Origin of the sequence: Kordiimonas gwangyangensis DSM 19435 = JCM 12864 (genome assembly GCF_000375545.1) — a bacterium.
GTDB classification, from domain to species: Bacteria; Pseudomonadota; Alphaproteobacteria; order Sphingomonadales; family Kordiimonadaceae; genus Kordiimonas; species Kordiimonas gwangyangensis.
Genome location: NZ_AQXF01000001.1, coordinates 939,787 through 962,409 on the forward strand (window position 1 = coordinate 939,787; position 22,623 = coordinate 962,409).

Annotated in this window: 21 protein-coding genes; 14 read left to right on the forward strand and 7 right to left on the reverse strand. The window is 58.9% G+C overall.

The genetic code is table 11. From position 1 onward, the window contains the following. Positions 1-837: 837 nt before the first annotated feature. Positions 838-5,652 carry an NAD-glutamate dehydrogenase gene (locus tag B150_RS0104500; RefSeq protein ID WP_020398698.1) on the forward strand — a complete coding sequence of 1,605 codons (4,815 nt, stop codon included), beginning with the start codon at positions 838-840 and terminating at the stop codon, positions 5,650-5,652. Between the two features lie 176 nt (positions 5,653-5,828). Here B150_RS0104500 and B150_RS0104505 read toward each other — a convergent pair whose 3' ends face one another. The 5 genes from B150_RS0104505 to B150_RS19725 form a co-directional block, all read right to left on the reverse strand. Further along, positions 5,829-6,668, reverse strand: coding sequence for a pirin family protein (locus B150_RS0104505; RefSeq protein WP_026168202.1), 840 nt, complete (start codon positions 6,666-6,668; stop codon positions 5,829-5,831). A gap of 8 nt (positions 6,669-6,676) precedes the next feature. Continuing rightward, positions 6,677-7,648, reverse strand: coding sequence for a glutathione S-transferase family protein (locus B150_RS0104510; RefSeq protein ID WP_020398700.1), 972 nt, complete (start codon positions 7,646-7,648; stop codon positions 6,677-6,679). 142 nt (positions 7,649-7,790) lie between these two features. Further along, positions 7,791-8,714: a LysR family transcriptional regulator gene (locus B150_RS19720; protein WP_020398701.1), complete on the reverse strand. Its 924-nt coding sequence runs from the start codon at positions 8,712-8,714 to the stop codon at positions 7,791-7,793. Between the two features lie 205 nt (positions 8,715-8,919). Next, positions 8,920-9,603, reverse strand: a complete 684-nt coding sequence (locus B150_RS0104520; protein ID WP_020398702.1) for a helix-turn-helix domain-containing protein — start codon at positions 9,601-9,603, stop codon at positions 8,920-8,922. Positions 9,604-9,725: 122 nt separating this feature from the next. Beyond that, positions 9,726-10,640 carry a LysR family transcriptional regulator gene (locus tag B150_RS19725; protein WP_020398703.1) on the reverse strand — a complete coding sequence of 305 codons (915 nt, stop codon included), beginning with the start codon at positions 10,638-10,640 and terminating at the stop codon, positions 9,726-9,728. Between the two features lie 128 nt (positions 10,641-10,768). Here B150_RS19725 and B150_RS0104530 point away from each other — a divergent pair, with 128 nt between their 5' ends. The 8 genes from B150_RS0104530 to B150_RS19740 all read left to right on the forward strand — a co-directional run bounded on the left by B150_RS0104530 (position 10,769) and on the right by B150_RS19740 (position 15,639). Next, positions 10,769-11,317, forward strand: coding sequence for a VOC family protein (locus B150_RS0104530; protein WP_081611314.1), 549 nt, complete (start codon positions 10,769-10,771; stop codon positions 11,315-11,317). Further along, entirely contained in the window at positions 11,314-12,096 is a 783-nt protein-coding gene (locus B150_RS0104535; RefSeq protein ID WP_020398705.1) for an SDR family NAD(P)-dependent oxidoreductase, read from the forward strand. The genes B150_RS0104530 and B150_RS0104535 overlap by 4 nt, the downstream gene beginning before the upstream one ends. Before the next feature lie 81 nt (positions 12,097-12,177). Further along, positions 12,178-12,597 carry a hypothetical protein gene (locus B150_RS0104540; RefSeq protein WP_020398706.1) on the forward strand — a complete coding sequence of 140 codons (420 nt, stop codon included), beginning with the start codon at positions 12,178-12,180 and terminating at the stop codon, positions 12,595-12,597. 149 nt (positions 12,598-12,746) lie between these two features. Then, positions 12,747-13,634, forward strand: coding sequence for a sterol desaturase family protein (locus B150_RS19730; RefSeq protein ID WP_020398707.1), 888 nt, complete (start codon positions 12,747-12,749; stop codon positions 13,632-13,634). Positions 13,635-13,675: 41 nt separating this feature from the next. Further along, a complete protein-coding gene (locus B150_RS0104550) occupies positions 13,676-14,260 on the forward strand; it encodes an RNA polymerase sigma factor (RefSeq protein ID WP_020398708.1) in 585 nt (194 codons plus the stop codon). Beyond that, positions 14,253-14,606 carry a hypothetical protein gene (locus tag B150_RS0104555; RefSeq protein ID WP_020398709.1) on the forward strand — a complete coding sequence of 118 codons (354 nt, stop codon included), beginning with the start codon at positions 14,253-14,255 and terminating at the stop codon, positions 14,604-14,606. The genes B150_RS0104550 and B150_RS0104555 overlap by 8 nt, the downstream gene beginning before the upstream one ends. 14 nt (positions 14,607-14,620) lie before the next feature. Beyond that, on the forward strand, positions 14,621-15,010 hold the full coding sequence (locus B150_RS19735; protein WP_020398710.1) for a hypothetical protein: 390 nt from the start codon (positions 14,621-14,623) through the stop codon (positions 15,008-15,010). An 89-nt stretch (positions 15,011-15,099) separates the two neighbouring features. Continuing rightward, the gene (locus tag B150_RS19740; RefSeq protein ID WP_155859926.1) at positions 15,100-15,639 is read left to right on the forward strand and encodes a hypothetical protein; all 540 of its coding nucleotides are present in this window, start codon (positions 15,100-15,102) and stop codon (positions 15,637-15,639) included. 134 nt (positions 15,640-15,773) lie between these two features. Here the strand turns inward: B150_RS19740 and infC are convergent, their stop codons facing one another. Beyond that, positions 15,774-16,310, reverse strand: coding sequence for a translation initiation factor IF-3 (gene infC / locus B150_RS0104570; protein WP_026168203.1), 537 nt, complete (start codon positions 16,308-16,310; stop codon positions 15,774-15,776). Positions 16,311-16,465: 155 nt separating this feature from the next. Beyond that, positions 16,466-18,451 (reverse strand): threonine--tRNA ligase, encoded by a 1,986-nt coding sequence (gene thrS / locus B150_RS0104575; RefSeq protein ID WP_020398713.1) that lies wholly within the window; start codon positions 18,449-18,451, stop codon positions 16,466-16,468. 194 nt (positions 18,452-18,645) lie between these two features. On the opposite strand from thrS, the gene B150_RS0104580 reads away from it, so the two are divergent. The 5 genes from B150_RS0104580 to B150_RS0104600 all read left to right on the forward strand — a co-directional run bounded on the left by B150_RS0104580 (position 18,646) and on the right by B150_RS0104600 (position 22,623). Further along, complete coding sequence (locus B150_RS0104580; protein WP_020398714.1) at positions 18,646-19,398, forward strand: alpha/beta fold hydrolase; 753 nt, start codon at positions 18,646-18,648, stop codon at positions 19,396-19,398. Next, entirely contained in the window at positions 19,398-20,051 is a 654-nt protein-coding gene (nth, locus tag B150_RS0104585; RefSeq protein WP_020398715.1) for an endonuclease III, read from the forward strand. Before B150_RS0104580 ends, nth begins: the two co-directional genes overlap by 1 nt. Beyond that, positions 20,048-20,533: a hypothetical protein gene (locus B150_RS0104590; RefSeq protein ID WP_020398716.1), complete on the forward strand. Its 486-nt coding sequence runs from the start codon at positions 20,048-20,050 to the stop codon at positions 20,531-20,533. The genes nth and B150_RS0104590 overlap by 4 nt, the downstream gene beginning before the upstream one ends. 51 nt (positions 20,534-20,584) lie before the next feature. Further along, positions 20,585-21,055 carry a hypothetical protein gene (locus tag B150_RS0104595; protein WP_020398717.1) on the forward strand — a complete coding sequence of 157 codons (471 nt, stop codon included), beginning with the start codon at positions 20,585-20,587 and terminating at the stop codon, positions 21,053-21,055. Positions 21,056-21,138: 83 nt separating this feature from the next. Then, the gene (locus B150_RS0104600) at positions 21,139-22,623 is read left to right on the forward strand and encodes a M20/M25/M40 family metallo-hydrolase (protein ID WP_020398718.1); all 1,485 of its coding nucleotides are present in this window, start codon (positions 21,139-21,141) and stop codon (positions 22,621-22,623) included.

The following is a 22,623-nucleotide window of genomic DNA, read 5'->3' on the forward strand; positions in this document are numbered from 1 at the left end:
CATGCTGCCGCTGAGCCGCACGGGCGAGGACGCTAATTTCCTGATGGTGGTCGTGAGCTTCCGCCAGCGTGAGGAGTGGAGCCCGACCCACGGCGCTGACGCTGAAGGTGCAGGCACTACTGAAGCTGAAGAGGCGGCTGAAGCTGCTGAGGATGCGGCGCTTGCAGAAGCGCTCCGTGCCCCGCTTGATGCCTGCGAGGAGGCGGTGTCGCAGGTCGCGCACCTTGATGGCGGCGGTCGTGATAACCTTTATCACGCGCTGGCCGCCGCGCTTCGTCTTTATGAAGAAGCGAGCCTCAATCCGGCAGCGTATGACGCACTACTCGTTGCGAACGGCTTGAAGGTGCAAACCCGCGCGCCCTACACACCGGTGCTCAAGCTCACCTTCGGGCGCGACTATGACAAAACACGGCTGACGGAATATGCATCCGCGCTCGCCTTTGCGGTACGCGAAGGCCAGACGTCCGATACGCTCGCTGCATTCCTGCGCGCGCAACCGGGCGGCATCAAAGGCTGTGTGCGGGCCGAGCGCGCCGCACGGCGCGGGCGCAAGGGTACGCCGGCGGAAGAGCGGCAGCGCGCTGCCACCGAGGCGATGCGTGCAGCGAAAGCCCACGATTTGACCACACTTGCAAGTGACGATGAGTTCTGTCTCGTGCTCGCACGCCGCGCAGATGGCGGCGGGCTTGAGGCAATCGGCGTGGCGGATTGTCCGCCCACCGAGGTGGAAGCAGCCATCCGGCGCCTTCACCAGAAAAAGTGACCGATAACAATAATTTATAAAGACCCCCAGGCTATAAAAAAACCGGGTGACCAGGTTTGGAAGGGACCAAAAAAGTGACCAATGATGAGCAGTATAAGCAGATCATGGCAGAGATCGGCCGCCGCGCGGTCGAAACCATGTCGGGCGAAGAATGGGAAGCGTTCGACAAGTTCCTGACTCAGTTCTATGAGCAGGCACCGGACGACTTGATGGCGTTTGAGCCTGAAGCCCTGTTCGCGATCGCGCGCAATATGTGGCAAATGGCGGAAAAACGCCCAACCGGCAAACCGCAGATCAAGATGATGAACCCGCGGGGCGGCAAGTCCGGCTGGTCGACGAAGCACACCGTGCTCCAGATCGTCAACGACGACATGCCTTTCCTTGTGGATTCGACCACGGGCTGCCTGGCTGTCAGCCTGCACTGCCGCATCCATATGATGCACCACCCCATCCTCAAAACCTGGCGTGACGACAAGGGCAACCGGGTTAAGGAAGGTGAAGGCACCGAGGTCACCGAAAGCTACATGTTCATCGAGATTGATGCCCAGTCCGACAAGGCTGTGCTCAAGGAAATCGAAGACACGCTTGCGACCACGCTTGCCGATGTGCGCGCGGCTGTCTCCGACTGGAAAGCCATGCTCGCCAAGATCGACGAGACTGTGGCGTCCCTGACCGTGAACCCGCCACCAATTGAGCAGGAAGAGGTGGACGAGACCATCCGCCTGCTGCGCTGGCTGGGCGCTGACCATTTCACCTTCCTCGGTTTCCGGGAATATCGCTTTGAGGGCGACCCAGCGAAGTTTGACTTCAACCGTGTGGACGGTTCCGGCCTCGGCATCCTGCGCGACCCTGAGCGGAACGTGCTTCGGGACAAAGAGGGCCTCACGCCCATGTCGCCCGAGATCAGGCACTTCCTCTCCTCGCCTGACCCGCTCATCATCACCAAGGCGAACGTGAAATCCATGGTGCACCGCCAGTCGCACATGGATTATATCGGCGTCAAAATCTTCAACGACGAAGGCGTAGCCGTTGGCGAGCGCCGCTTTGTCGGCCTTTTCACGTCGCTCTCCTACCGCAAGTTTGCGACAGATGTGCCGATTATCCGCGGCAAGGTTGCCAACATCATGAAGCGCTCCAAGTTCGCGAAGCGCTCGTATGCCGCCAAATCGCTCGCGCACATCATGGAAACCTTCCCGCGTGACGAGCTGTTCCAGGTGGACGAGGATTGGCTGTTCGAAACCGCACTCGGCATCCTGCAACTGACCGAGCGCCCGCGCCCGCGTGCTTTTGTGCGCCCGGACCAGTTTGAGCGTTTTGTCTCCGCCATGGTGTATGTACCGCGTGAGAACTACCATTCGGGGCTCAGGCAAGCAGTCGCGGATATCCTCTGCAAGTCCTATAATGGTGAGGTTTCGGTTTATTACGCCAACCTGACGGACGAAGCTCTGGCGCGCTGGCATTTCATCATCAGGACCTTCCCGGGTGATGTGCGCAAGCCGGATGTGGAAGACATCAACAAGGCAATCGCAGAAGCCGCGCAAGGCTGGGTTGACCGCCTGCATGCGGAACTGATCAGCCACCACGGTGAGGAAAAAGGCAGCCGCCTCAATCACCTCTATAAAGGTCGTTTCAGCGTTACCTACCGTGAGACCTTCACGCCAGCCCAAGCCGCGTATGATGTGGACAAGCTTGAGGACGTGGCAGGCGAAGACGATGTGCGTGTCGACTTCTACCGCCACCGTGACGACGGCGACAACCACTACCGTCTCAAGATTTATCACGGCACCCAGCTCATCGCGCTCACCAACTGTATGCCGATCCTTGAAAACATGGGCTTCCGTGTACTGTCCGAGCATTCCTATTCGGTTGCCGGCAAGGTCACGAGCTATATCCACGACTTCTCGCTTGACCGCCCGGAGGGTAGCCCCTTCGCGCTTGAGCGTCTGAAACCGATTGTCGAGGAGCTGTTCATCCGCGTCTGGGCCGGCACGGTCGAGAACGACGGCTTCAACGAAATGGTGCTGACGGCTGCGATGGACTGGCGTGAAATCCAGCTCCTGCGCGCGTACGGCAAATACCTGCGTCAGCTCGGCATGGGTTATACGCCGGACTATATTGCCGACAGTGTGGTCGCGAACACGCAGATCGCCGCGCAACTTGTGGCGCTATTCAAGGCGCAGTTTGACCCGGCCTATGAAGCCGCAAACCGCGACAATATGGCTGAGAATATCGTCACTGACATCCGCAGTCTGATGGACGGTGTGTCGAGCCTTGACCATGACCGCATCCTGCGCGCTTACCGCAATGTGATGCGCGCAACCCTTCGCACCAACTTCTACCAGCCAGGTGTGCTTGAGGGTGTGGACGAACGCGCGCTTGCGTTCAAGATCCGCTCCCGCCAGGTGGACGAGATGCCGCTGCCGAAACCGTTTGCGGAAATCTGGGTCTATAGCCCGCGCGTTGAAGGTGTGCACCTGCGTGGTGGCCCGGTTGCCCGTGGTGGCCTCAGGTGGTCTGACCGCCGGGAGGATTTCCGGACCGAAGTGCTTGGCCTCGTGAAAGCGCAGCAGGTGAAAAACGCCGTGATCGTGCCGCAAGGCGCGAAGGGTGGCTTCTTCCCGAAACAGCTGCCGGGCATGGGCGACCGTGAGGCTTATATGGCTGAAGGTATCGCCGCGTACCGCAGCTTTATCTCCAGCCTGCTGTCGGTGACCGATAACCTCAAAGGCAATAAGGTTGTGCCGCCGAAAAACGTGGTGCGCCGCGACGGGGATGACCCTTACCTCGTGGTTGCCGCCGACAAGGGCACGGCCACCTTCTCGGATATCGCGAACGGCATTTCGGTTGACCATGGTTTCTGGCTTGGTGATGCCTTCGCCTCCGGTGGCTCCAACGGCTACGACCACAAGAAAATGGGCATCACCGCGAAGGGTGGCTGGGTTTCCGTTCAGCGTCACTTCCGTGAAATGGGGATCGATGTCCAGAAGGACGAGTTCACCGTCATTGGTGTTGGTGACATGTCGGGCGACGTATTCGGGAACGGTATGCTGCTCTCGAAAACCATCCGCATGAAGGCTGCCTTCAACCATATGCACATCTTCATCGACCCTAACCCGGGTGACACCAAAGCCGCTTGGAAAGAGCGCAAACGTCTTTTTGATATGCCGCGCTCCTCATGGGAAGATTATGACAAGAAGCTGATCTCGAAGGGCGGCGGCATCTTCGCGCGTTCGTCGAAGTCCATCCCGCTCACGCCTGAGATCAAGGAATGGCTAAAGGTCGAAGCCGACGCCATGACACCGACAGACCTCATCCACCTTATCATGAAGGCGGAAGCGGACCTGTTGTGGTTCGGTGGTATCGGGACCTATGTGCGTGCCACGACCGAGACTAATGCCCAAGTGGGTGACCGCGCGAACGATGGCCTCCGGGTTACCGCGCCTGAACTGAAGGTCAAAGTCATCGGCGAAGGTGGCAACCTTGGTATGACCCAGAAGGCACGGATTGAGTTTGCCCGCCGTGGCGGTCGCCTCAACACTGACTTTATCGACAACTCGGCCGGTGTGGACTGCTCGGACAAGGAAGTGAACATCAAGATCCTTCTGACCCGTGCGATCCAGAACAAGAACCTTAAAGCCGAGGACCGGGACAAGCTCCTTGAATCCATGACCGACGAGGTCTCGGACATCGTGCTGTCGGACAACTATTTGCAGACGCAGGCAATCTCGCTTGCGGAAGCCAATGCCATCCGCAACCGCGAATATCACCTCGGCCTCATGCGCACGCTGGAGCGTGACGGCAATCTGAACCGCGATATCGAGAACCTGCCGTCAGACGAGGGTTTTGCGGAACTTGCCGCCAACGAGCTTGGCCTCACCCGCCCTGAGATCGCGATCCTCATGGCTTATGCCAAAATGTCGCTTCTCGATATTCTGGTCAAAAGCAAGCTCATCGAAGACCCGGTCCTCAGGCCTGAGCTTGAGTGGGGCTTCCCGAGCGAGCTCCGTAAGAAGTTCGGTGAAGACCTTTCAGAGCACCGCCTGAAACGCGAAATCATCGCCACTGTTCTCGCGAACGAAGTGGTAAACTGGGCCGGCCTGACCTTCGTTTACGAGGTGAAGGAAGAAACCGGCCTTGGCGTTGAAGATATCGTTGCGGCCTTCGTGATCGTGCGCGAGGTTTACGGCCTGCAGGGCCAATGGGAAGCCATCAACGAGCTTGATTACAAGGTCCCGGCGACCGTGCAGTACGACATGCACCAGTCTGTCTCGGATTCGATGAAACAGCAGGTGATGTGGGTGCTTCGCAACCTGCCGCGTCCGTTCAACGTCAGCGCGCTGGTGGAGCGTTTCTCCGACCCGGTCAAAAAGCTCTTTGGTATCAAGCAGGAAATCCTGTCCGAGCCTGCGCAGGATGTGTTTGTCAGCCGCCGCGACGCGCTCAAGAAAGCCGGTGTGGGGCATGACCTCGCAACCTTTGTTGCTGCGTTTGAGGTTCTGGCGTCCGGCCCCGATATCATCGAGGTGGCGGAGAAAGCCGGTAAGCGCGTGGACTATGTGGCTGCGGTGCATTTCGCGCTCGGTGACCGGCTTGGTTTCGACTGGCTCCGCCAGCGGGCTGACCGTATCCAGCCGGAAAACCACTGGGACGTGCTTTCCGTGCGGTCCGAGCTTGAAGACCTTGCCGACCAGCAGCGCGCGCTCGTGGAGCGTGTCTGCCTTGAAGCGGGTGAAAAGTCGGCCAAGCAGGCAACGAAGGACTGGGCTGCCAGCCAGGCAACCCAGATCATCCGCGCCGAACGGTTGATTGAGGACCTCGCGTCCTCAGGCGGCCTCACGGTCGCAAAGCTCAGCTTCGCAACCCGCCACTTGCGCTCGATCCTGCGCTAAGCAGAAGCAACACAGCAGAAATAGGAAGAGGCCGCGTTTGCGGCCTCTTTGCTTTTCTGATTGGGAACCCCGGGCTCTCAAGTAGGACTTAGGGGGAGGAGAAAGCCCGGGGCAAGAAGCTCAAAAAGGGGTTTGAAGAGCTTCAGAAGGAAACGCACTTTATCAGCGCGGAACTGTTACGTAGCGCTCAGGAAGCGTCCTTTGTTCCAGTCGTCGATTGTCGCAATAATTTCTTCGCGGGTGTTCATCACAAACGGGCCGTAGCGGGCCACAGGTTCGTTGTTGGGTCGGCCTGCCACCAGAAGGAAGCGGGTTCCGGCCTTGCCGCGCACCTTAACGAAGTCACCGTCCGACAGGATCGCAAGCGTGCGGGTCGGCACTGACTGGTCGTCCACAACAAAACCGCCCTTGATGCCGTATAGGAACGCGGTATGGCCGCTTTCCACTGGTAGGGTCACTTCATCGTCGCCCGTCAGGGTTACGTCCGCGAAGAAGGGCTTGGCCGCGATTTCTTTCACCGCACCCTCATGGCCCAACAGTTCACCCGCTACCAGTTGCGCCTCATAGCCTTCCCCTTTCACGGTCGGGATGATGTCCTTCGAGACATCCTGATAGCGCGGCGCGATCATCTTTTTGGCGGCTGGCAGGTTCACCCAAAGCTGGAAGCCGCGGGCATCCTCACCCGATGCCACCGGCATTTCCGAGTGGATGATGCCACGACCTGCGGTCATCCACTGCGCATCGCCGGGGCCGATGATGCCGTGGTTACCGACCCGGTCACCATGTTCCATGCGGCCCGTCAGCATATAGGTCACGGTCTCGAACCCCCGGTGCGGGTGTTCGGGAAAGCCGGCGCCCTTGGCTTCCTTGGGCAGCTCCATCTCATCCAGCAGCAGGAAGGGGTCAAGCACCGACAGGTCGGGCCGCCCGATCGTGCGGTGGACGGTAACACCCTGACCTTCCGGCGTGGCAACCGCCTGATAGAGGTGAGCAATTTTGCGTGCTGTTGTCATCATGGCCTCCTTCAAAGCCAGTCGCGCCCATGAGGGGCGTCGAGGTCAAGTACAGGCCCCGTCGGGATCACGCCCGTGGGGTTGATGGTCTTATGACTCGCATAATAGTGGGTCTTGATATGGGTCATATCGACCGTCCCGGCCACGCCGTCCATCTGGTAAATCTCGCGCATATAGGCGCTCAGTTCCGGGTAATCCGCGATGCGGCGCACGTTGCATTTGAAGTGGCCCACATAGACCGGGTCAAAACGAATGAGTGTGGTAAAGAGGCGGATATCCGCTTCCGTGAGCTGCTCACCCATCAGGTAGCGGTTCTCGGCCAGCCGTTCTTCAAGCCAGTCAAGGCTTTCAAACAGCGGCTGAACAGCCTCTTCATAGGCTTCCTGCGTAGTTGCGAAACCGGCCTTGTAGACACCGTTATTCACAGTGTCATAGATGCGCTCGTTCACCGCATCGATCTCTTGGCGCAGGGCTTCCGGGTAATAGTCACCGTCCTTCGCGCCAATGTCGTCGAAAGCTTCCGTGAACATGCGGATAATCTCGGCGCTTTCATTGGACACGATGGTGTTTGTCTTTTTATCCCACAGCACAGGTACGGTCACCCGGCCGGTATAGTCCGCGAGTGCCTTGGTATAAATCTCATGCAAATAAGTGGCACCAAACAGTGGGTCGCCGGTGCTGCCGTCCTTCTTGTCGAACGTCCAGCCATGCTCCAGCATCTGCATGCCGACAACGGACACGTCGATCATATCTTCAAGCCCTTTGAGCTTGCGCATGATGAGCGTGCGGTGCGCCCACGGGCAGGCGAGGGAGACATAAAGATGGTAGCGACCAGCCTCAGCCTTGAACCCGGCGTCGCCGGAAGGGCCAGCGCTGCCGTCCTTGGTGACCCAGTGGCGGAACACGCTGTCCTGGCGTTTGAAACGCCCGTCCTTGGTCTCATACCATTTGTCGTGCCATTTGCCGTCTACGAGCAAACCCATGATTTGCCTCCTTTTTTCTTAAATCCTGTTGCTGTCTTGGGACTAAGGTAGGCGATCGGGATGGCGGATTGTAGGCACAGCCTTGGCAAGCCTGTGTTGCGTCAGATCGAACACGGGCCAGATGTGTGACGGCAGGTCGGGGTTATTCCGGGCAGCCGCCTGGCTCGGCGCAGGCGTCGTTTTGCCGGCTGCACCAGTCGGCCAGATGCTCAATCAGCGCCCGCACCTTGCGCGGCAGCAGGCGCTTTTCGGGGTAGAGCGCATAAAGCGTCATCTTCGGGGTGCCAAAGTCGTCGAGCAGGCTGACAAGCTTGCCGCTTTCGAGCGCGCCGTGGACAAAAAAGCGCGGGAGCGTGCAGACGCCGATACCGCGCAGCGCTGCTTCCATCTGCATCTGGCCGGAATTACAGCTCAGCCGCCCGCGCACACGGATCGACTCGCCATTCGCGCCGTCGCCAAAGCGCCACTGTTTGGCCGCTTCAACGTTTGAATAGAAAACACAGTCGTGGTTGCGGAGGTCCTCAGGGCTTTCGGGCGTGCCGTTTTTCGCCAGATATTCGGGGCTCGCGACAATATGGCTGGTCATGTCGGCCAGCTTGCGGGCGACGAGGCTGGTGTCATCGAGTTCCCGCGCGATACGGATGCCAAGGTCATAGCCGCCGCCAAGGATATCTACCCGCTCGTCGGTCAGGTTCATCTCGAAACTCAGGTCCGGGTTCGCCTTCATGAATTCCATCAAGGGTTCACCGAGGAAAAGGTCAGCAAAACTACGCGGCGCGGTGATGCGGAGTGTGCCCACAAGCGCCTGCTCAGTACATTTCACCGCCTGCGCCGCGTCCTCAAGGTCATCAAGGATACGTTGCCCGCGTTCATAAAACAGGGTGCCTTCATCGGTGGGTGCCACGCCTTTGGTGGTGCGCGCGAGTAGGCGCACGCCAAGCTCGTCCTCAAGCGACTGGATGCGGCGCGAGGCAACGGACTTGGTGATATGCATGGCTTTGGCGGCCGCCGTGAGGTTGCCGGTTTCAACCGCGCGGCAGAAGGTGCGGATGGCTTGAAGGTCCATGGTGTATCACACTCCTCACGGGTTGAAGGGACGGGATACAATCCTTATATCGTGTTCGCAAATACGCAACAGAAAACGGCTTTTGGGCCGCACGTGTGTGCAAAACCTGTGCGGCAAATACGCAGAATGTGTGCGGAAACTGTGCGGGATATGTGCAAAAGCTGCGCAACGTTTGTGCGCAGCTTTCACGGGTTTTAGGGGTGTCTTAGCGCCAGCGACGGCTGATGTAGAAACAGGCCAATCCCCCCATCAGGAACATGGCACCGAAGCTATAGTGCCAACTGATCGCGACCGGTGCGTGCTGCTTCTCGGTGTCATAGAGGGTGAATTTGCGGAAGCCGCCTTCAACCTGCTCGATATAGCTTGGGCCTTTGTTCTGGTCCAAAGTCTCATACTTATAGTCCAGCCGGTCACCAAGTTTACCGCCCGAGGCATCCGGGCCACCAACGGCGAGAAACTCAAAGAGCATGGGCGATTCGTCAGGTTTGATCACCCCTTCCGAGCGGTAGAGATAATGGAAATGCCCCTCCGCCGGGATGGAGGCGGCAAGGCCAAACATGCCGCCGCCCAGCATGATCATGACAAGGCCCGCCACAAGCCAGGCCCGCATGAACCGGGCTTCCGATTGCCCGCGCTTCAGCACCATCGCGCGAACGGCGCTGATTTCACGCAGTTTATCAAGTTCGGCCGCAAAGACGGTGCGGCTCATGTCCTCAAAGTCGATGTCGTAGGTTTTCACCAGCCGGGAGAAGATATCTTCCGACGGGTAGGATTTCCCGGTCTCGAGTTTCGAGAGATAGGACTGTTCGATCTGGGCCCTCGCTGCGGCCTCGGGCTGGGTCCAGCCGTGTTTTTCACGCTTTTCGCGCAAGTAGTCACCAAACTTCATGTTGGTCTCCTTTGCCGCCCTTTGCGGGCGTTAGGTCATTGAAAACACGGCACAGTCTTTTGAAGTCACCTCGGGAATGCCAGATGAATATAGCGGAATAAACCGACTTTTCGGGAATATTGTCAGCTTTTTTTCGGCTGCGGCGTGCGGCGACCTTCTTCCACCAGCCATTCCGTGAAGACGCGGAGCGCTGCTTTGGGCTCGATGCCGCCCGCCCAGGCAATATGGTAGGGCACTTTGCGCTCAAGGAAGCCGAAGGGTGCGGCCAGAAGGCCGGTGGCAATATCGTCCGCCACATAGGCATAGGGCGCGATGGCGGCACCAAGGCCTGCGCGCGCGGCTTCAATGGTGAGGAACAGATGGTCGAACGCGGCCTCGTCGGGTGCGTCAGCGGGCGGCACACCCGCATCCTCATACCAGTCGCGCCAGATGGTGCTGTCCCGCCGCAGCCGCAGATGCCGAATGTTCGCGAGTGGTGGGCCTGCAGGCGAGATCCGGGCGGCCAGCGCTGGCGCCATCACCGGCCCGCTATGCAGTTCCATAAAACCGCGCTGGCGCAGGCGGCCGTCGGTCGGCCAGTGGCCCACACCAATGATGGCGTCCGGCTGGGTGGTGGCAGCGTGGGTCGAAAGCGCTGTATGCACCACAACGCGGATATCGCGGTGGGCGGCCTCAAACGACGGCAGGCGCGCCAGCAGCCAGCAAAAGTGGAAGGAGGGGGAGCAGGCAATCACCAGCTCGTTCTGCCTGACCTCGGCCTTGAGCGTGGTGGTTGCCATTGCCATCTGGTCAAAGGCCCCGGCGATGGACGCGGCGAAATCATCTGCACCAGGGCTCAAGGTCAACTTGCCGCCGCTACGGTCAAAAAGTGCGAAGCCCAGTTCTTCCTCGAGCTGCTTGACCTGACGGCTGACGGCACCCGGCGTGACGCCCAGCGCATCCGCCGCGCGGCTGACTGAGCCAGAGCGTACCAGCGCATCAAAGGCCTTGAGGGCTGTGAGGTTCGGGAGTGCCTTCAGGCGCGATACGCTATCCATAGTGAACATCCGTGTTTGAGTTTTTCTCAAACAGTTTTGCAAATTCACATACTTTTCCAAGCTTTTTATTTGCGTATGGTTGCCAAAAAAGCAAACCAGCAAGCCAAAAAGAAAGAAGCGAGGACCCAATGCACGACAGGATGGAACAGATCATCGGTGACTATCGCGGCTTTTTTGCCGCCCAGCTTGAAGACCTGTGGGATGCGGGATTTGGTATTTCGCCCATGCCGGTCAGCCATCTGGCCTACCGTACAGCGACATGGGAAGAATATCTGAAGACCCGCACTGCCCTTGAAGCACTGGCTGTTGCCAATGTGGAGAATGTCTGGCGTGGTCGTCCCATCTCCAAAATCCTGTTGAAGGAACCGCTGAAGCTTGATGCCGATCATGAAACGTCACTGATTGAGCTGATCCCGCCAGTGCACCTGTTCGACTATCCCATGGGCCTTGAACATGTGGGTTTTGTTGTTGGCAAAGGCTTTGCCGATTTCTGCGATATTCACAAACATCTGTTTAGTTACGCGCAGGATATGGGGCCGCATTGCCAGCCACATCTGGTGGTGTTTCGGAGCGGTTACACCGTGAAATTTTACGAACGCAGCCTGCATGATGTGGTGGTGCGTGAAGGCCGGACATTTGACGGCTTCTATCATGCGCCGTGGCAAGAAGCGGTATGACTGACCCGGATGCCGGCTACAGCCTCAACCTGAGGGGGCGACGGGCACTGGTGACGGGTGCGTCGCGCGGGATCGGCGCTGAGACCGCGCGGCTGTTCGCCGCCTCAGGTGCCAAGGTTTTTGTTCACTACAGGAATGATGCAGAAGGTGCCGCGGCAGTGGTCGAGGCAATTTGTGCATCGGGCGGCGCAGCCGTCGCGGTACAGGGAGAACTGACGGATGACGCCAGCGTGGCCCGCATGTTCTACAATATGGAAACCCGAGGCGCCCGGGTGGATGTTGTGGTCAATAATGCGGGTGCCTACTCGGTGGCGCCGCTTGTTGCGCTCTCTGCCCCCAACTGGAGCGCGATGTTTGAGGCCAATCTCAAAAGTGCCGTGACCGTGACCCGCTGCGCCGCCCTCTCAATGAAAGCAGGGGGTGGTGGGGCGATTGTGAACATCGGCTCGCTCGCCGCCCACAGCCCGCAAACGGCGATGGCACATTATTCCAGCGCCAAGGCTGCGCTATTGATGTTCACCCGCGCCGCCGCGCAGGAGCTTGGGCCTTATGGCATCAGGGTCAACAGCGTGTCACCCGGTCTTGTGGCCCGGAACGGCATTGAGACAAGCTGGCCCGAAGGTGTCACTTCGTGGCGGGACCGCGCGCCCCTGGGGCGCCTCGTACCCGCGAGCCACGTGGCCCGCACCTGCCTTTTCCTCGCCAGCAGCGCCGCCACCACCATCACCGGACAGGACATCGCGGTCGACGCCGGCATGAGCTGCGCCGCGCTTTACTGAAAAAAATCTTCACCGCCCGGGAATGAATTCCGCACAGCCAGCGTCAAATGCCCGAATGACACGCTGAAGCGGAGATGTACGGTGTTAAAAAGCAAACTGGCCCTCGTGGCCTTCATCCTCATTTTTATGGGGCCTGCTGCTACTCATGCGGCAGACCGGCAGATTGATGACGCCACCCTTGAAGCACTGATGGAGCGCGCGGAGGAGAACAAGGCCCGCCTTGGCCTGAGCGCTGAACAGGAAGCCAAGGTTGAACCCATCCTTGAAAGCGCACGCGACAAGCGCCTTGCCATTCTTGAGCGGCATGGCTTTGGCCGCGGGAACAAGCCGTCCCTGTCGCTGAGGGAGAAACTTTCCCTCGCCAAGGAGATGAAAGCGGTTCGGCAAGACACCGAAGCCGCGCTTTCGCGCCATCTGAGCGATAGCCAGATGAAGGTTTATAAAGACATCCAGGATGAGCGGCGCGAGCAGCTCAAGAAATATATCAAATCGCGTAAGTGATGGAACACTTCCACCTGGGTTGACTTGATGCCGCCTTCCCCATCGGGCGGCATTTTTTTTGGCGCGGCGGGAATAAACACGAATTTCGTATCGTCAAAAACAGGAATGCGAAACATTGTGCCGATAGTCGGCGCTTGAGGGAGGCTGATATGCCAGCAGAATATGGCCGCGCGGCGCTTGTGGTTGCGCTTTTTGTGCTTCTCGCCGTGATCCTTGAAGCGCTTTACATACGCTTTGTTCGCCGTCAGGCGTATCCATGGGCGGAAAGCATTGCCTCATTCGGTGTGGGCATCGGTCGTCGCCTGACTGGCCTTCTGAGCGCGGGGCTTACGATGTCGCTCCTCGGCATGTTTTATGAACTGCGTGTGACCGACCGGGAGATTGGGGGCATTTTTGACGCGCTGGTTTTTTTCTTCGTCTTTGAGCTGAGCTATTACTGGTACCATAGGGCCGCACATGAGGTGCGCTGGTTCTGGGCCAGCCATAGTGTGCACCATAGCGCCAACCATATGAACCTGACCGTCGCCTACAGGCTGGGTTGGACGGGCGTGCTGTCCGGTGCAGCCTTCTTTTTTGCCCCGCTTGCCATCATGGGCTATTCGCCCTTCCTGATTGTGGGGATGCTTGCTGTGAATCTCTTTTACCAGCTTTGGCTGCACACTGAGCTGATCGGCAAACTGGGCCCCCTCGAGTGGGTTTTCAATACGCCGAGCCACCACCGTGTTCATCACGCAACCAACCTTGCGTATATCGATAAAAACTATGGCGGCGTGCTCATCATCTTCGACCGGCTGTTCGGGACATTCGCCCGCGAAGAAGAAGCCCCGCGATACGGCCTTGTATCGCCGCACCATCACCTGAACCCCGTGCGTATCGCCTTCCATGAGTGGCAGCGCATGCTGAGCGACATATGGCACGCCAAGGGTTTCAAAGAACGGCTTCTCTATGTCCTTGCGCGGCCGGGATGGCGGCCAGCGCCCACGGAACTGGAGGAGCGGTGCTTTCTGGGACGTGGCGGACCTGAAACCGGTTTATAGTGGGTCATGCATCTCGCGAACGGGACAGGAAGGGTTTGGTATTGAGCGGCGGCAAGGACGAGACCACGGCGGGTGACGACCCAGCAGGCGACACTGTGCTGGTTGACCGTGTGCTGGCGGGCGACCGGTTGGCCTTCCGTACGCTTGTGGAGCGGTTCGAGGGCACGGTCGCAGGCGTGGTGCACGGCATGCTCGGTCATGATGCCGATGCGGATGATGTTGGTCAGGAGGCGATGGTCAAGCTTTATGGTGCACTCAGCACCTTCCGGCATGAGGCGAGCCTCAAGACCTTCGTGACCCGGATCGCCATCAATTGCTGTCTCGACCATCTGAAGAAGCGCAAACGTTTTTTCCGCCGCTTCCGAGCCATGGACGATGCGCTGGATGAAGCGCAGCCCGACCCCATGGACCGTACCGGGCGGGCGGAGGAACGGCAGGCGGTGATGCGCGCGATGGCGAGTCTCGAACCTGCGTTTCGCAGCGTTGTGGTGCTCCGTCTCATTGAAGGGCATTCAACGCTTGAGACCGCTGAGATATTGGATGTGCCCGAGGGCACGGTGCTTTCAAGACTGGCGCGGGCAAGGAAACACCTCGCTGCGCAACTGGAGGGATATGAAAATGGCTGACAACCGCACAACTGATAATGCCAAAGAGACGGATGACCCGCTCGCCCGCAGGTTGGCCGACCATCATGCGCGACACTTCGCGCCGGGCTTTGCCGACCGCGTGATGGCGCGCGTGCGTGAGGACGCGTTGGCGAATGCTCCTGTACCGGGCGGCATCAATCTGATTGCCGTGACCATGGCGGTCATGTTCCGGCGCATGGCCGTACCTGCGGTGGCGCTCTGTTTCCTGCTGGCGGCCTATAATGTCACTGTCAGCCAGACCAGTGCCTATGGCCCGCCGGATGATTTGATTGATGCCATCTTCGCGCTTGTGCCCACGGGCGCGGACGCTGCACTTTCGCTTTGAAGGACAAGACAACCATGAGTTCACCAAAACCAATCTTCAAAGTTACAGCCATGCTGGGGGCCACTTTCCTTGTCGGCATGCTCATGGGTGCGCTGGTGCTGGGTGCGGTGCTGCGCGGCAAGCTTGAAGTGCTGAAAGATATGCGCACCGCGGACGGGTTTGTCAGCCATGTCAGCCGGTTGATCGGCCCGGTAGAGCCCGAGCAGGCGACGGAGGTGAATGCCATCCTAGAGGCTACGGGTCTTGAGGTGGAAAGCCTCGTGCAGTATCAGCAGCAGGAATTCATGATCCTGCTCGACGGTATGGAAGGCGAACTGGAGACCCGGCTGACGCCAGAGCAAATGCAGCGCTGGCATGAAGCGCGCGACCGTATCCGCCGCCGGCTGGCGAAAGTGCGCAACTGACTTTTTATGCGGTTAGTGGGGAATGGAGGCGGCGCACGTGTCGTCCAATAGGCAAAGACACATTGTTTATGCCGAAAAGGAATTTTCCCATGACTGTTTCACCCCCAATGGTGCGGGGCCATGCCCCGCGCCCCGCAAAGTTGCTTGGTGCTTTTGTTGCCCTCGCGCTCGCGTTTTCCCCTCTCGCTGGTCCGGTCGCCGCCAGTGATATCTTCATTTATCCCAATTCAGGGCAGGACAAGGCGCAGCAGGACCGGGACCGCTATGAATGCCATAGCTGGGCCGTGGGCCAGACCGGTTTTGACCCAAGTCGCGCGGGCCTTGATGTGCCTGTGCCCCCGGCTGAGACAGATGGTCGGGGTCGTCCGCTGCGCGGTGCTGTGGGCGGCGCGGCGCTTGGTGTGGCGGTGGGTGCAATTACCGGCAGCGATATCGGCAAGTCCGCGCTGATCGGCGGCGGTGCCGGCTTGCTTGGCTCCGGCCTCAAGAACCGGCGCGACAAGAAGAAGGCGGAACAGGCCTATGAGGCTGACCTTACCGCCAGCCAGCAGCACCGCACCGTCAAGACGGCCGACTATGACCGCGCAATCGGCGCCTGCCTTGAAGGCCGCGACTATACGGTGAAATAACACCGCTGGTCGGAAGGGTTTTCCCCGAAGGGGTGAGGCTTTCCCGCACCCCTGCTCACGCGACCGCCTCACCCCAAAACAAAAAACCGCCCCGGAGAGGGCGGTTTCTTAATTGTTCCACGTGAAGCGCGGCGTTATTTCGGCGCGATGACCATGATCATCTGGCGGCCTTCCATCTTGGGGCGTGCCTCGATCTTGGCTTCCTCTTCCATTTCACCCACGACACGCTGCAGCACTTCCATGCCCAGGTCCTGGTGGGCCATTTCACGGCCGCGGAAACGGATGGTCACCTTCACCTTGTCACCTTTTTCGATGAACTGGTGAATTTTCTTCATCTTGGTCTGGTAGTCATGGACATCGATGCCGGGACGCATCTTGATCTCTTTGACTTCCTGGGTTTTCTGGTTTTTCCGTGCAGCGTTGGCTTTTTTCTGCTGCTCGTACTTGAACTTACCGTAATCGAGAATCTTGCATACGGGCGGTTCCGCGTTCGGCGAGATCTCGACAAGATCAAGCCCAGCCTCATCCGCGAGATTCCTCGCCTGGCCGACTGTCACGACACCGTGGTTTTCACCATTAGCTCCGATCAGGCGTACCTCTTTGACACGGATCTGATCGTTGACGCGCGGCCCTTCCTGTTTGGGCGGAGCCGCAAATTGCCCTTTACGTATGGTCGATTCTCCTATCGAAGTTAAGTGGCGGACCCATGTCCCAGGGTCCGCCTTGCACTTTTGTCACTATAGCCGCAAACGCGCCTTATGCAAAGCCTTGAAAACGGGGGGTTTTGACAGGTGTCACTGATTTGCACACCCCCGTTGCCAAATTGTCAGTTACCGGTTGGCATCTGGGCCTCAGCGGCCAGTGCCTCGGCCACCTCGTCAAGCGGCAGTACCGTATTATCGTTTGAGCCAAGGCGTCGCATGGACACCTTGCCTTCTTCCGCCTCGCGCATGCCAACCACAAGGATCACCGGCACCTTGGCGTGGCTGTGTTCGCGAACCTTGTAGTTGATCTTCTCGTTCCGAAGGTCAGTGTTCACGCGCATGCCCTTGGCTTTCAAGGTTTCGGCCACTTTGGTGGCATAGCCGTCAGCGTCCGAGGTGATGGGCGCCACAACAACCTGTGTCGGTGCCATCCACAGCGGCATCTTGCCGGCATAGTGTTCGATCATGATGCCGATGAAACGCTCCAGCGTGCCAAGGATGGCACGGTGCAGCATCACCGGACGGTGTTTGGCACCGTCTTCACCGATATAGCTCGCGTCCAGGAGTTCCGGAATATTCGGATCAAGCTGAAGCGTGCCGCACTGCCAGGTACGGCCGATGGCGTCATTGAGGTGGAACTCAAGTTTCGGGCCATAGAAGGCACCCTCACCCGGCGCGAAATCATAATCGAGCCCGGTTTCCTTGAGCGCAGCCTCAAGCCTGGCTTCCGCTTTGTCCCATTCCTCGTCCGTGCCCGCACGTTTTTCGGGGCGGGTAGCCAGCAGGACCTTGAATTCAGGGAAGCCAAGGTCGCGGTAGACCGACGACAGCAGGTTACAGAAGTTGATCGTCTCCGCGGTGATCTGGTCCTCACGGCAGAAGATGTGGGCATCGTCCTGCGTCATCTGGCGCACACGCATCAGGCCGTGCAGCGCACCGTGCGCCTCGTTCCGGTGACAGCAGCCAAACTCCGCCATGCGGATCGGCAGGTCGCGGTAGGACTTGATACCCTGCTTGAAGATCTGCACGTGGGCCGGGCAGTTCATCGGCTTGAGCGCCATCAGTTTGGCGTCGCCCGACAGTACTGGCCCGTCTTCCTCGGTGTTCGGGATCTCGTCCGGCACCACGAACATATTCTCGCGGAACTTCGCCCAGTGGCCGGATTGCTCCCAGAACTTGCTGTCGAGAAGCTGCGGGGTTTTCACCTCCACATAGCCCGCGCCCTGAAGGCGTGTGCGGATGTATTTCTCAAGCGCCAGCCAGATGGTGTAACCCTGCGGGTGCCAGAAAACGCTGCCTTGCGCTTCTTCCTGCAGGTGAAAGAGGTCCATCTCGCGGCCCAGTTTGCGGTGGTCGCGTTTCGCGGCTTCTTCAAGCCGCGTGATATAGGCGTTCAGTTCCTTCTTGTCGCGCCAGCAGGTGCCGTAGATGCGGGTCAGCATCTCGTTCTTGCTGTCGCCGCGCCAGTAAGCGCCCGCGACTTTCATCAGCTTGAACGCGTCACCCAGTTTACCGGTCGAGGGCAGGTGCGGGCCACGGCAGAGGTCAAGCCACTCACCTTGCCGGTAAATTGTTACCGCCTCGCCTGCCGGGATTGCCTCAATCAGCTCGGCTTTATACAGCTCGCCAATCTTCTTGAAGTAGGCCACGGCTTCGTCACGGTCCCAAACCTCGCGGATGATCTCCTCGTCACGCGCCACGATCTCGTGCATGCGCTTCTCGATCACCTCAAGGTCTTCTTCGGTGAACGGCTTGTCGCGCGCGAAGTCGTAGAAGAAGCCGTCCTCGATCACGGGGCCGATGGTGACCTGCGTGCCGGTGAAAAGTTCCTGCACGGCTTCAGCCATGATGTGCGCCGCGTCGTGGCGCATCAGCTCAAGGCCGTCGTCGTCCTTCTTGGTGATGATGGAAACATCGGCGTCCGCCTCGATCGGGCGGCCAAGGTCCCACAGCTCGCCATTCACTTTGATCGCCAGCGCAGCCTTGAGGAGCCCCGGACCGATATCCGAGGCGAGTGTAGTGCCGGTCACCGGGCCATCAAACGTGCGCACGCTGCCATCAGGCAGGCGCAGGTTGACCGGGTTTTTGACACTCGCGTTCTCGTTCATCGGTAGGGTTTCCTAAAATGTTTTTCCAGATTGCTCGTTATCCATATAACAAACAAATTTACAGACCTTGGCGAGTTAACTATGCGCCGCGCGGAAGTCAAGCAATGCCTTGGCTTTTATGCGTCTTGAGGCGTAAAAAGACCCCTGCTAGGGTCACGCTCGGGCAACACTTTGCATCTGAGGGGAATTTGCGCATGGCTGAGCCATCATTCGTTGAAACCGACCACGGAACCCGTATCGCCTATCACCGCACCTATGGCGCGGGGCCGGGGGTGGTGTTCCTTGGCGGGTTCATGAGCGATATGGAAGGCTCTAAAGCGCTCGCGCTCGAGGAGTGGGCTAGAGCGCAAGGCCGCGCCTTTGTGCGCTTCGACTATCAGGGGCATGGGCAATCGTCCGGCAAGTTTGCCGACGGCACCATCGGCCTCTGGCTCAAGGATGCGCTTTCGGTCATTGACCGGCTGACCATGGGCCCGCAAATCCTTGTGGGGTCTTCCATGGGCGGCTGGATCGCCCTCCTCGCCGCCAAGGCGCGCCGTGCGCGGGTGAAGGCGCTCGTCGGTATCGCCGCAGCACCCGATTTCACGCTCTGGCACTGGGATGCGCTGACGGACGCGGAACGCGAAACGATCATGACGGAAGGCCGCTTGCTGGTGCCATCCGAATACGGCCCCGACCCTTATGTGTTCACCCGCGACCTGTTCGAGGACGGCTACAGGAGCCGCGTGAACCACGGCCCGATCCATCTCGATATTCCCGTACGCCTCATTCAGGGCACTTTGGACCCTGACGTGCCGTGGCAAACGGCCCTCAGTATCGCGGATAACCTGACGGGTGAGGACACGGAAGTCATCCTCGTGCCCGGCGGCGACCACCGGCTGTCGCGCGATGTGGACCTCGCGCGCCTCGTGCGCGTGGTCAGTAACCTCGCGGAAGGGCTGAAATAATGGCGGGCAAATATTCAAAGCTGAACCGGGAGCAGATTTTCGAGTTTTTCAGAAGGCTGGCGGACGACAATCCAAATCCCGAAGGCGAGCTCGATTATGTGAACGAGTTCACACTGCTCGTCGCCGTTGTGCTGTCGGCGCAGGCGACCGACGTGGGGGTCAACAAGGCGACCAAAAACCTCTGGCCCGTGGCGGACACGCCGGAGAAGATGTATGCGCTCGGTGTCGATGGTCTGAAGGAATACATCAAAACCATCGGGCTCTATAATTCCAAAGCGGTGAATGTGATCGAGCTTTGCCGCATGCTGATCGAGAACCACGGCAGCAAGGTGCCGGAAACGCGGGAGGAGCTTGAAGCCCTGCCCGGCGTTGGCCGCAAAACCGCCAATGTGGTGCTGAATATTGCCTTCGGCCAGCCGACCTGTGCTGTGGATACGCATATCTTCCGGGTGTCGAACCGCACCGGCCTCGCGCCCGGCAAGGACGTGCTGAAGGTCGAGCTGGCGCTTGAAAAGGTCATCCCAGAACCCTTCCGCCTGCACGCGCACCACTGGCTCATTCTGCTTGGCCGCTACATCTGCAAGGCCCGCAAGCCCGACTGCACCAAATGCAAGCTCACCGATATCTGCCTTTATAAGGAAAAGACACTTTGATCAGATACCTTGTGCTTGTTGGCTTCTTGCTGCTGACAGCCTGTTCCGGCGGTTGGGAAGCGCGACAATCGCTTGGGCAAACCACTGAGGGTGCGCGGTATGGCACTGGCTGGCTATTTGGCGGGCCGTATATTTATGTGTATCCCTCAGGCACTGTGCACCGCAGGTATGAAGGAGGCACAACAAGCATGCGCCTTGGTCAGGAAAGGACATACATCGACCGAGCTTTGTGGCTTCGCGTGGCAAAGATTGTGCAGGAAAAAGGTGGCGAGGAGCCGTTAGACCTTACGACCGATGAGAATGCCATCTGTGATGGTGGATACGAGTATCTTTATGTCCGGGTTGGCGAGAAAACGGCCTACTATCATTTCGATGCGATGCCTTGCGAAGAGCGTATAGAAAAACATGATGCCGCTGGTAGGGAGATAGTGAACATTTTCAGGGAACTGGCGGAGTCATTCGATCAAAAGTCTCGTAACTAGACCAAGCCAAATGTCAGCGGGCTGACACCTGCCAGTGCAAGGAAAAGACACTTGAAGCAGCGTTTTCTAATTTTACTGACGTTTCTCATGATGGGGTGTGTTTCTAACCCCACGCCTGATGTATCGGGTTTGGGGGCACGGGCGAATGGCGTGTCATATCAGGCAACATGCGAAACCTTTTCCCAGCAGTTGTTTCTGTTGCCCGACGGAACGATGGTAAGGAAGGTGCATCGATACGGCAAAGCGCCTCAATTGACTGTCACGCATACCCACGATGATTTGTGGCCGAGGGTAGCTGCCCTGTTGCAGACCGAAACCGGCAAGCAGGTGAAAGACGAGTTCCTGCCGTGGAACGAATTTGATGGGGGCCATGGCTGCCTCGTTGAAATGAATGTCCGGTCGGGAGCCTCGCAAGCTCACCTTATGGAGCAGGGTGGATCTCTAGGCCTCATACGGAAGTCAGACCGTGCAGGCAGGCTGATTGCAGACTTGTTGATGCCGTATCTACCCCCGGTACCCTGACCCTTCCGATATCGCGCGCGTAAATCGCTCGACAACTGGACTGTCCGGTCTAATATTAGCCGAAATTCAATCGGGGGACCCTAATGCGTATTCTGAAAACTCTTGGGCTTTTGCTGCTGCTGGCGGTGGTGATCATTGGCACGGTGATGGTCACGCGTACCTTCATGCTGCTGCCGGCGGGTGAGGCGCGGGTGCTGAAAAGTGCGGCGCTGGATGAGACAGAAGTGCGCCGCATTGGTGAAAACCTCGCTGCCGCCATCCGCTATGAGACCATCAGCCGGGACCTGAATACCGCGCCCGATGATGCGGCCTTCAAAGGCTTCCACAAGTTCTTGGAGGACACCTACCCCAATGCCCACAGGGTGATGGAAAAAGAAGTCGTCTCAGACTACTCACTCATGTACCGCTGGCCAGCCGCTGAAGGCGCCAGCAAAAAGCCCATCGCGCTCTTGGCGCACATGGATGTGGTGCCGGTGCCGGAATATGGCCTGAAGGACTGGAAACACCCGCCCTTCCACGGTGTGATTGATGCGGACGGTGTGCTGTGGGGCCGGGGCGCGCTCGATGATAAAGGCATCCTGATTTCCCTCATGGAAGCGGCGGAACGTATGGCGGCTTCGGGCTTCACGCCAGACCGCGATATCTATTTCCTCTTCGGTCACGATGAGGAACTGGGCGGCGACAATGGTGCCGTGAAGATGGCAGAAATCCTCAAGGCGCGCGGTGTGCAGCTTGCCTGGGCGATGGACGAAGGTTCGGCCATGACCGACGGCATTGTGCCCGGCATCAAAAGCCCGGTGGCGCTCGTCAGCCTTGGTGAAAAGGGCTCGGTCACGCTCAAATTCTCGGCTGAGGATGAAGGTGGGCACTCCAGCGCACCGAAAGAGTTCACGGCCGCCAGCCTCGCCGCCAAAGCGGGTGTGGCTGTGATGGACAACCCCTATGAGCCGATCCTCGATGAACACCTTGAGGAGTTCCTCTTCGCCATCGCGCCCGAACAGCCGTTCATCAACCGCCTGATGATCGCCAACCTTTGGCTCACGCGCCCGCTGATGGAAGCGGAACTCGCGAAAAGCCCGACGGTGGCAGCCTTCATGCGCACCACCACGGCGTTCACCATGATGAAATCGGGCACCAAAACCAACATTCTGCCGCAGTATGGCGAGGCGGTGGTGAACTACCGCATCCACCCGCGCGACACGGTTGAAAGTGTCACCGAACGCGCCCGCGCACTCGTGGATGACGAGCGGGTGAAAATCACCAACCTTGGCGGTGGCCGTGAAGCCACCAGCATGTCTGACCCCATGGGTGAGGGTTACAAGGCGATTGAAGCCACCATCGCGGACGAGTTCGGCGATATCCCCATCGCACCCACGCTCACGGTGCAAGGCACCGACGCGCGGCATTATGACATTGTGGCTGACGGCGTGTACCGCTTCATGCCTTTTGTCTTCAAACCTGAAGACCTCAAACGTATTCACGGCACCAATGAGGCCGTGCCGATCGCCGTAATCGCACGCCAAGTGGACTTCTTCGAGAAACTCATGCGGCGCTCGGCAGGCGAATAG

What these genes read in the sequence shown, in the direction of transcription:
- thrS (WP_020398713.1), bottom strand. Translation starts at nt 18,451, where the DNA reads ATGAACGAGAACGCGAGTGTCAAAAACCCGGTCAACCTGCGCCTGCCT.
- B150_RS19740 (WP_155859926.1), top strand. Translation starts at nt 15,100, where the DNA reads ATGACTGTTTCACCCCCAATGGTGCGGGGCCATGCCCCGCGCCCCGCA.
- B150_RS0104505 (WP_026168202.1), bottom strand. Translation starts at nt 6,668, where the DNA reads ATGATGACAACAGCACGCAAAATTGCTCACCTCTATCAGGCGGTTGCC.
- B150_RS19720 (WP_020398701.1), bottom strand. Translation starts at nt 8,714, where the DNA reads ATGGACCTTCAAGCCATCCGCACCTTCTGCCGCGCGGTTGAAACCGGC.
- B150_RS0104535 (WP_020398705.1), top strand. Translation starts at nt 11,314, where the DNA reads ATGACTGACCCGGATGCCGGCTACAGCCTCAACCTGAGGGGGCGACGG.
- B150_RS0104600 (WP_020398718.1), top strand. Translation starts at nt 21,139, where the DNA reads ATGCGTATTCTGAAAACTCTTGGGCTTTTGCTGCTGCTGGCGGTGGTG.
- B150_RS19725 (WP_020398703.1), bottom strand. Translation starts at nt 10,640, where the DNA reads ATGGATAGCGTATCGCGCCTGAAGGCACTCCCGAACCTCACAGCCCTC.
- B150_RS0104530 (WP_081611314.1), top strand. Translation starts at nt 10,769, where the DNA reads ATGCACGACAGGATGGAACAGATCATCGGTGACTATCGCGGCTTTTTT.
- B150_RS0104510 (WP_020398700.1), bottom strand. Translation starts at nt 7,648, where the DNA reads ATGGGTTTGCTCGTAGACGGCAAATGGCACGACAAATGGTATGAGACC.
- B150_RS19735 (WP_020398710.1), top strand. Translation starts at nt 14,621, where the DNA reads ATGAGTTCACCAAAACCAATCTTCAAAGTTACAGCCATGCTGGGGGCC.
- nth (WP_020398715.1), top strand. Translation starts at nt 19,398, where the DNA reads ATGGCGGGCAAATATTCAAAGCTGAACCGGGAGCAGATTTTCGAGTTT.
- B150_RS0104555 (WP_020398709.1), top strand. Translation starts at nt 14,253, where the DNA reads ATGGCTGACAACCGCACAACTGATAATGCCAAAGAGACGGATGACCCG.
- B150_RS0104520 (WP_020398702.1), bottom strand. Translation starts at nt 9,603, where the DNA reads ATGAAGTTTGGTGACTACTTGCGCGAAAAGCGTGAAAAACACGGCTGG.
- B150_RS0104580 (WP_020398714.1), top strand. Translation starts at nt 18,646, where the DNA reads ATGGCTGAGCCATCATTCGTTGAAACCGACCACGGAACCCGTATCGCC.
- B150_RS19730 (WP_020398707.1), top strand. Translation starts at nt 12,747, where the DNA reads ATGCCAGCAGAATATGGCCGCGCGGCGCTTGTGGTTGCGCTTTTTGTG.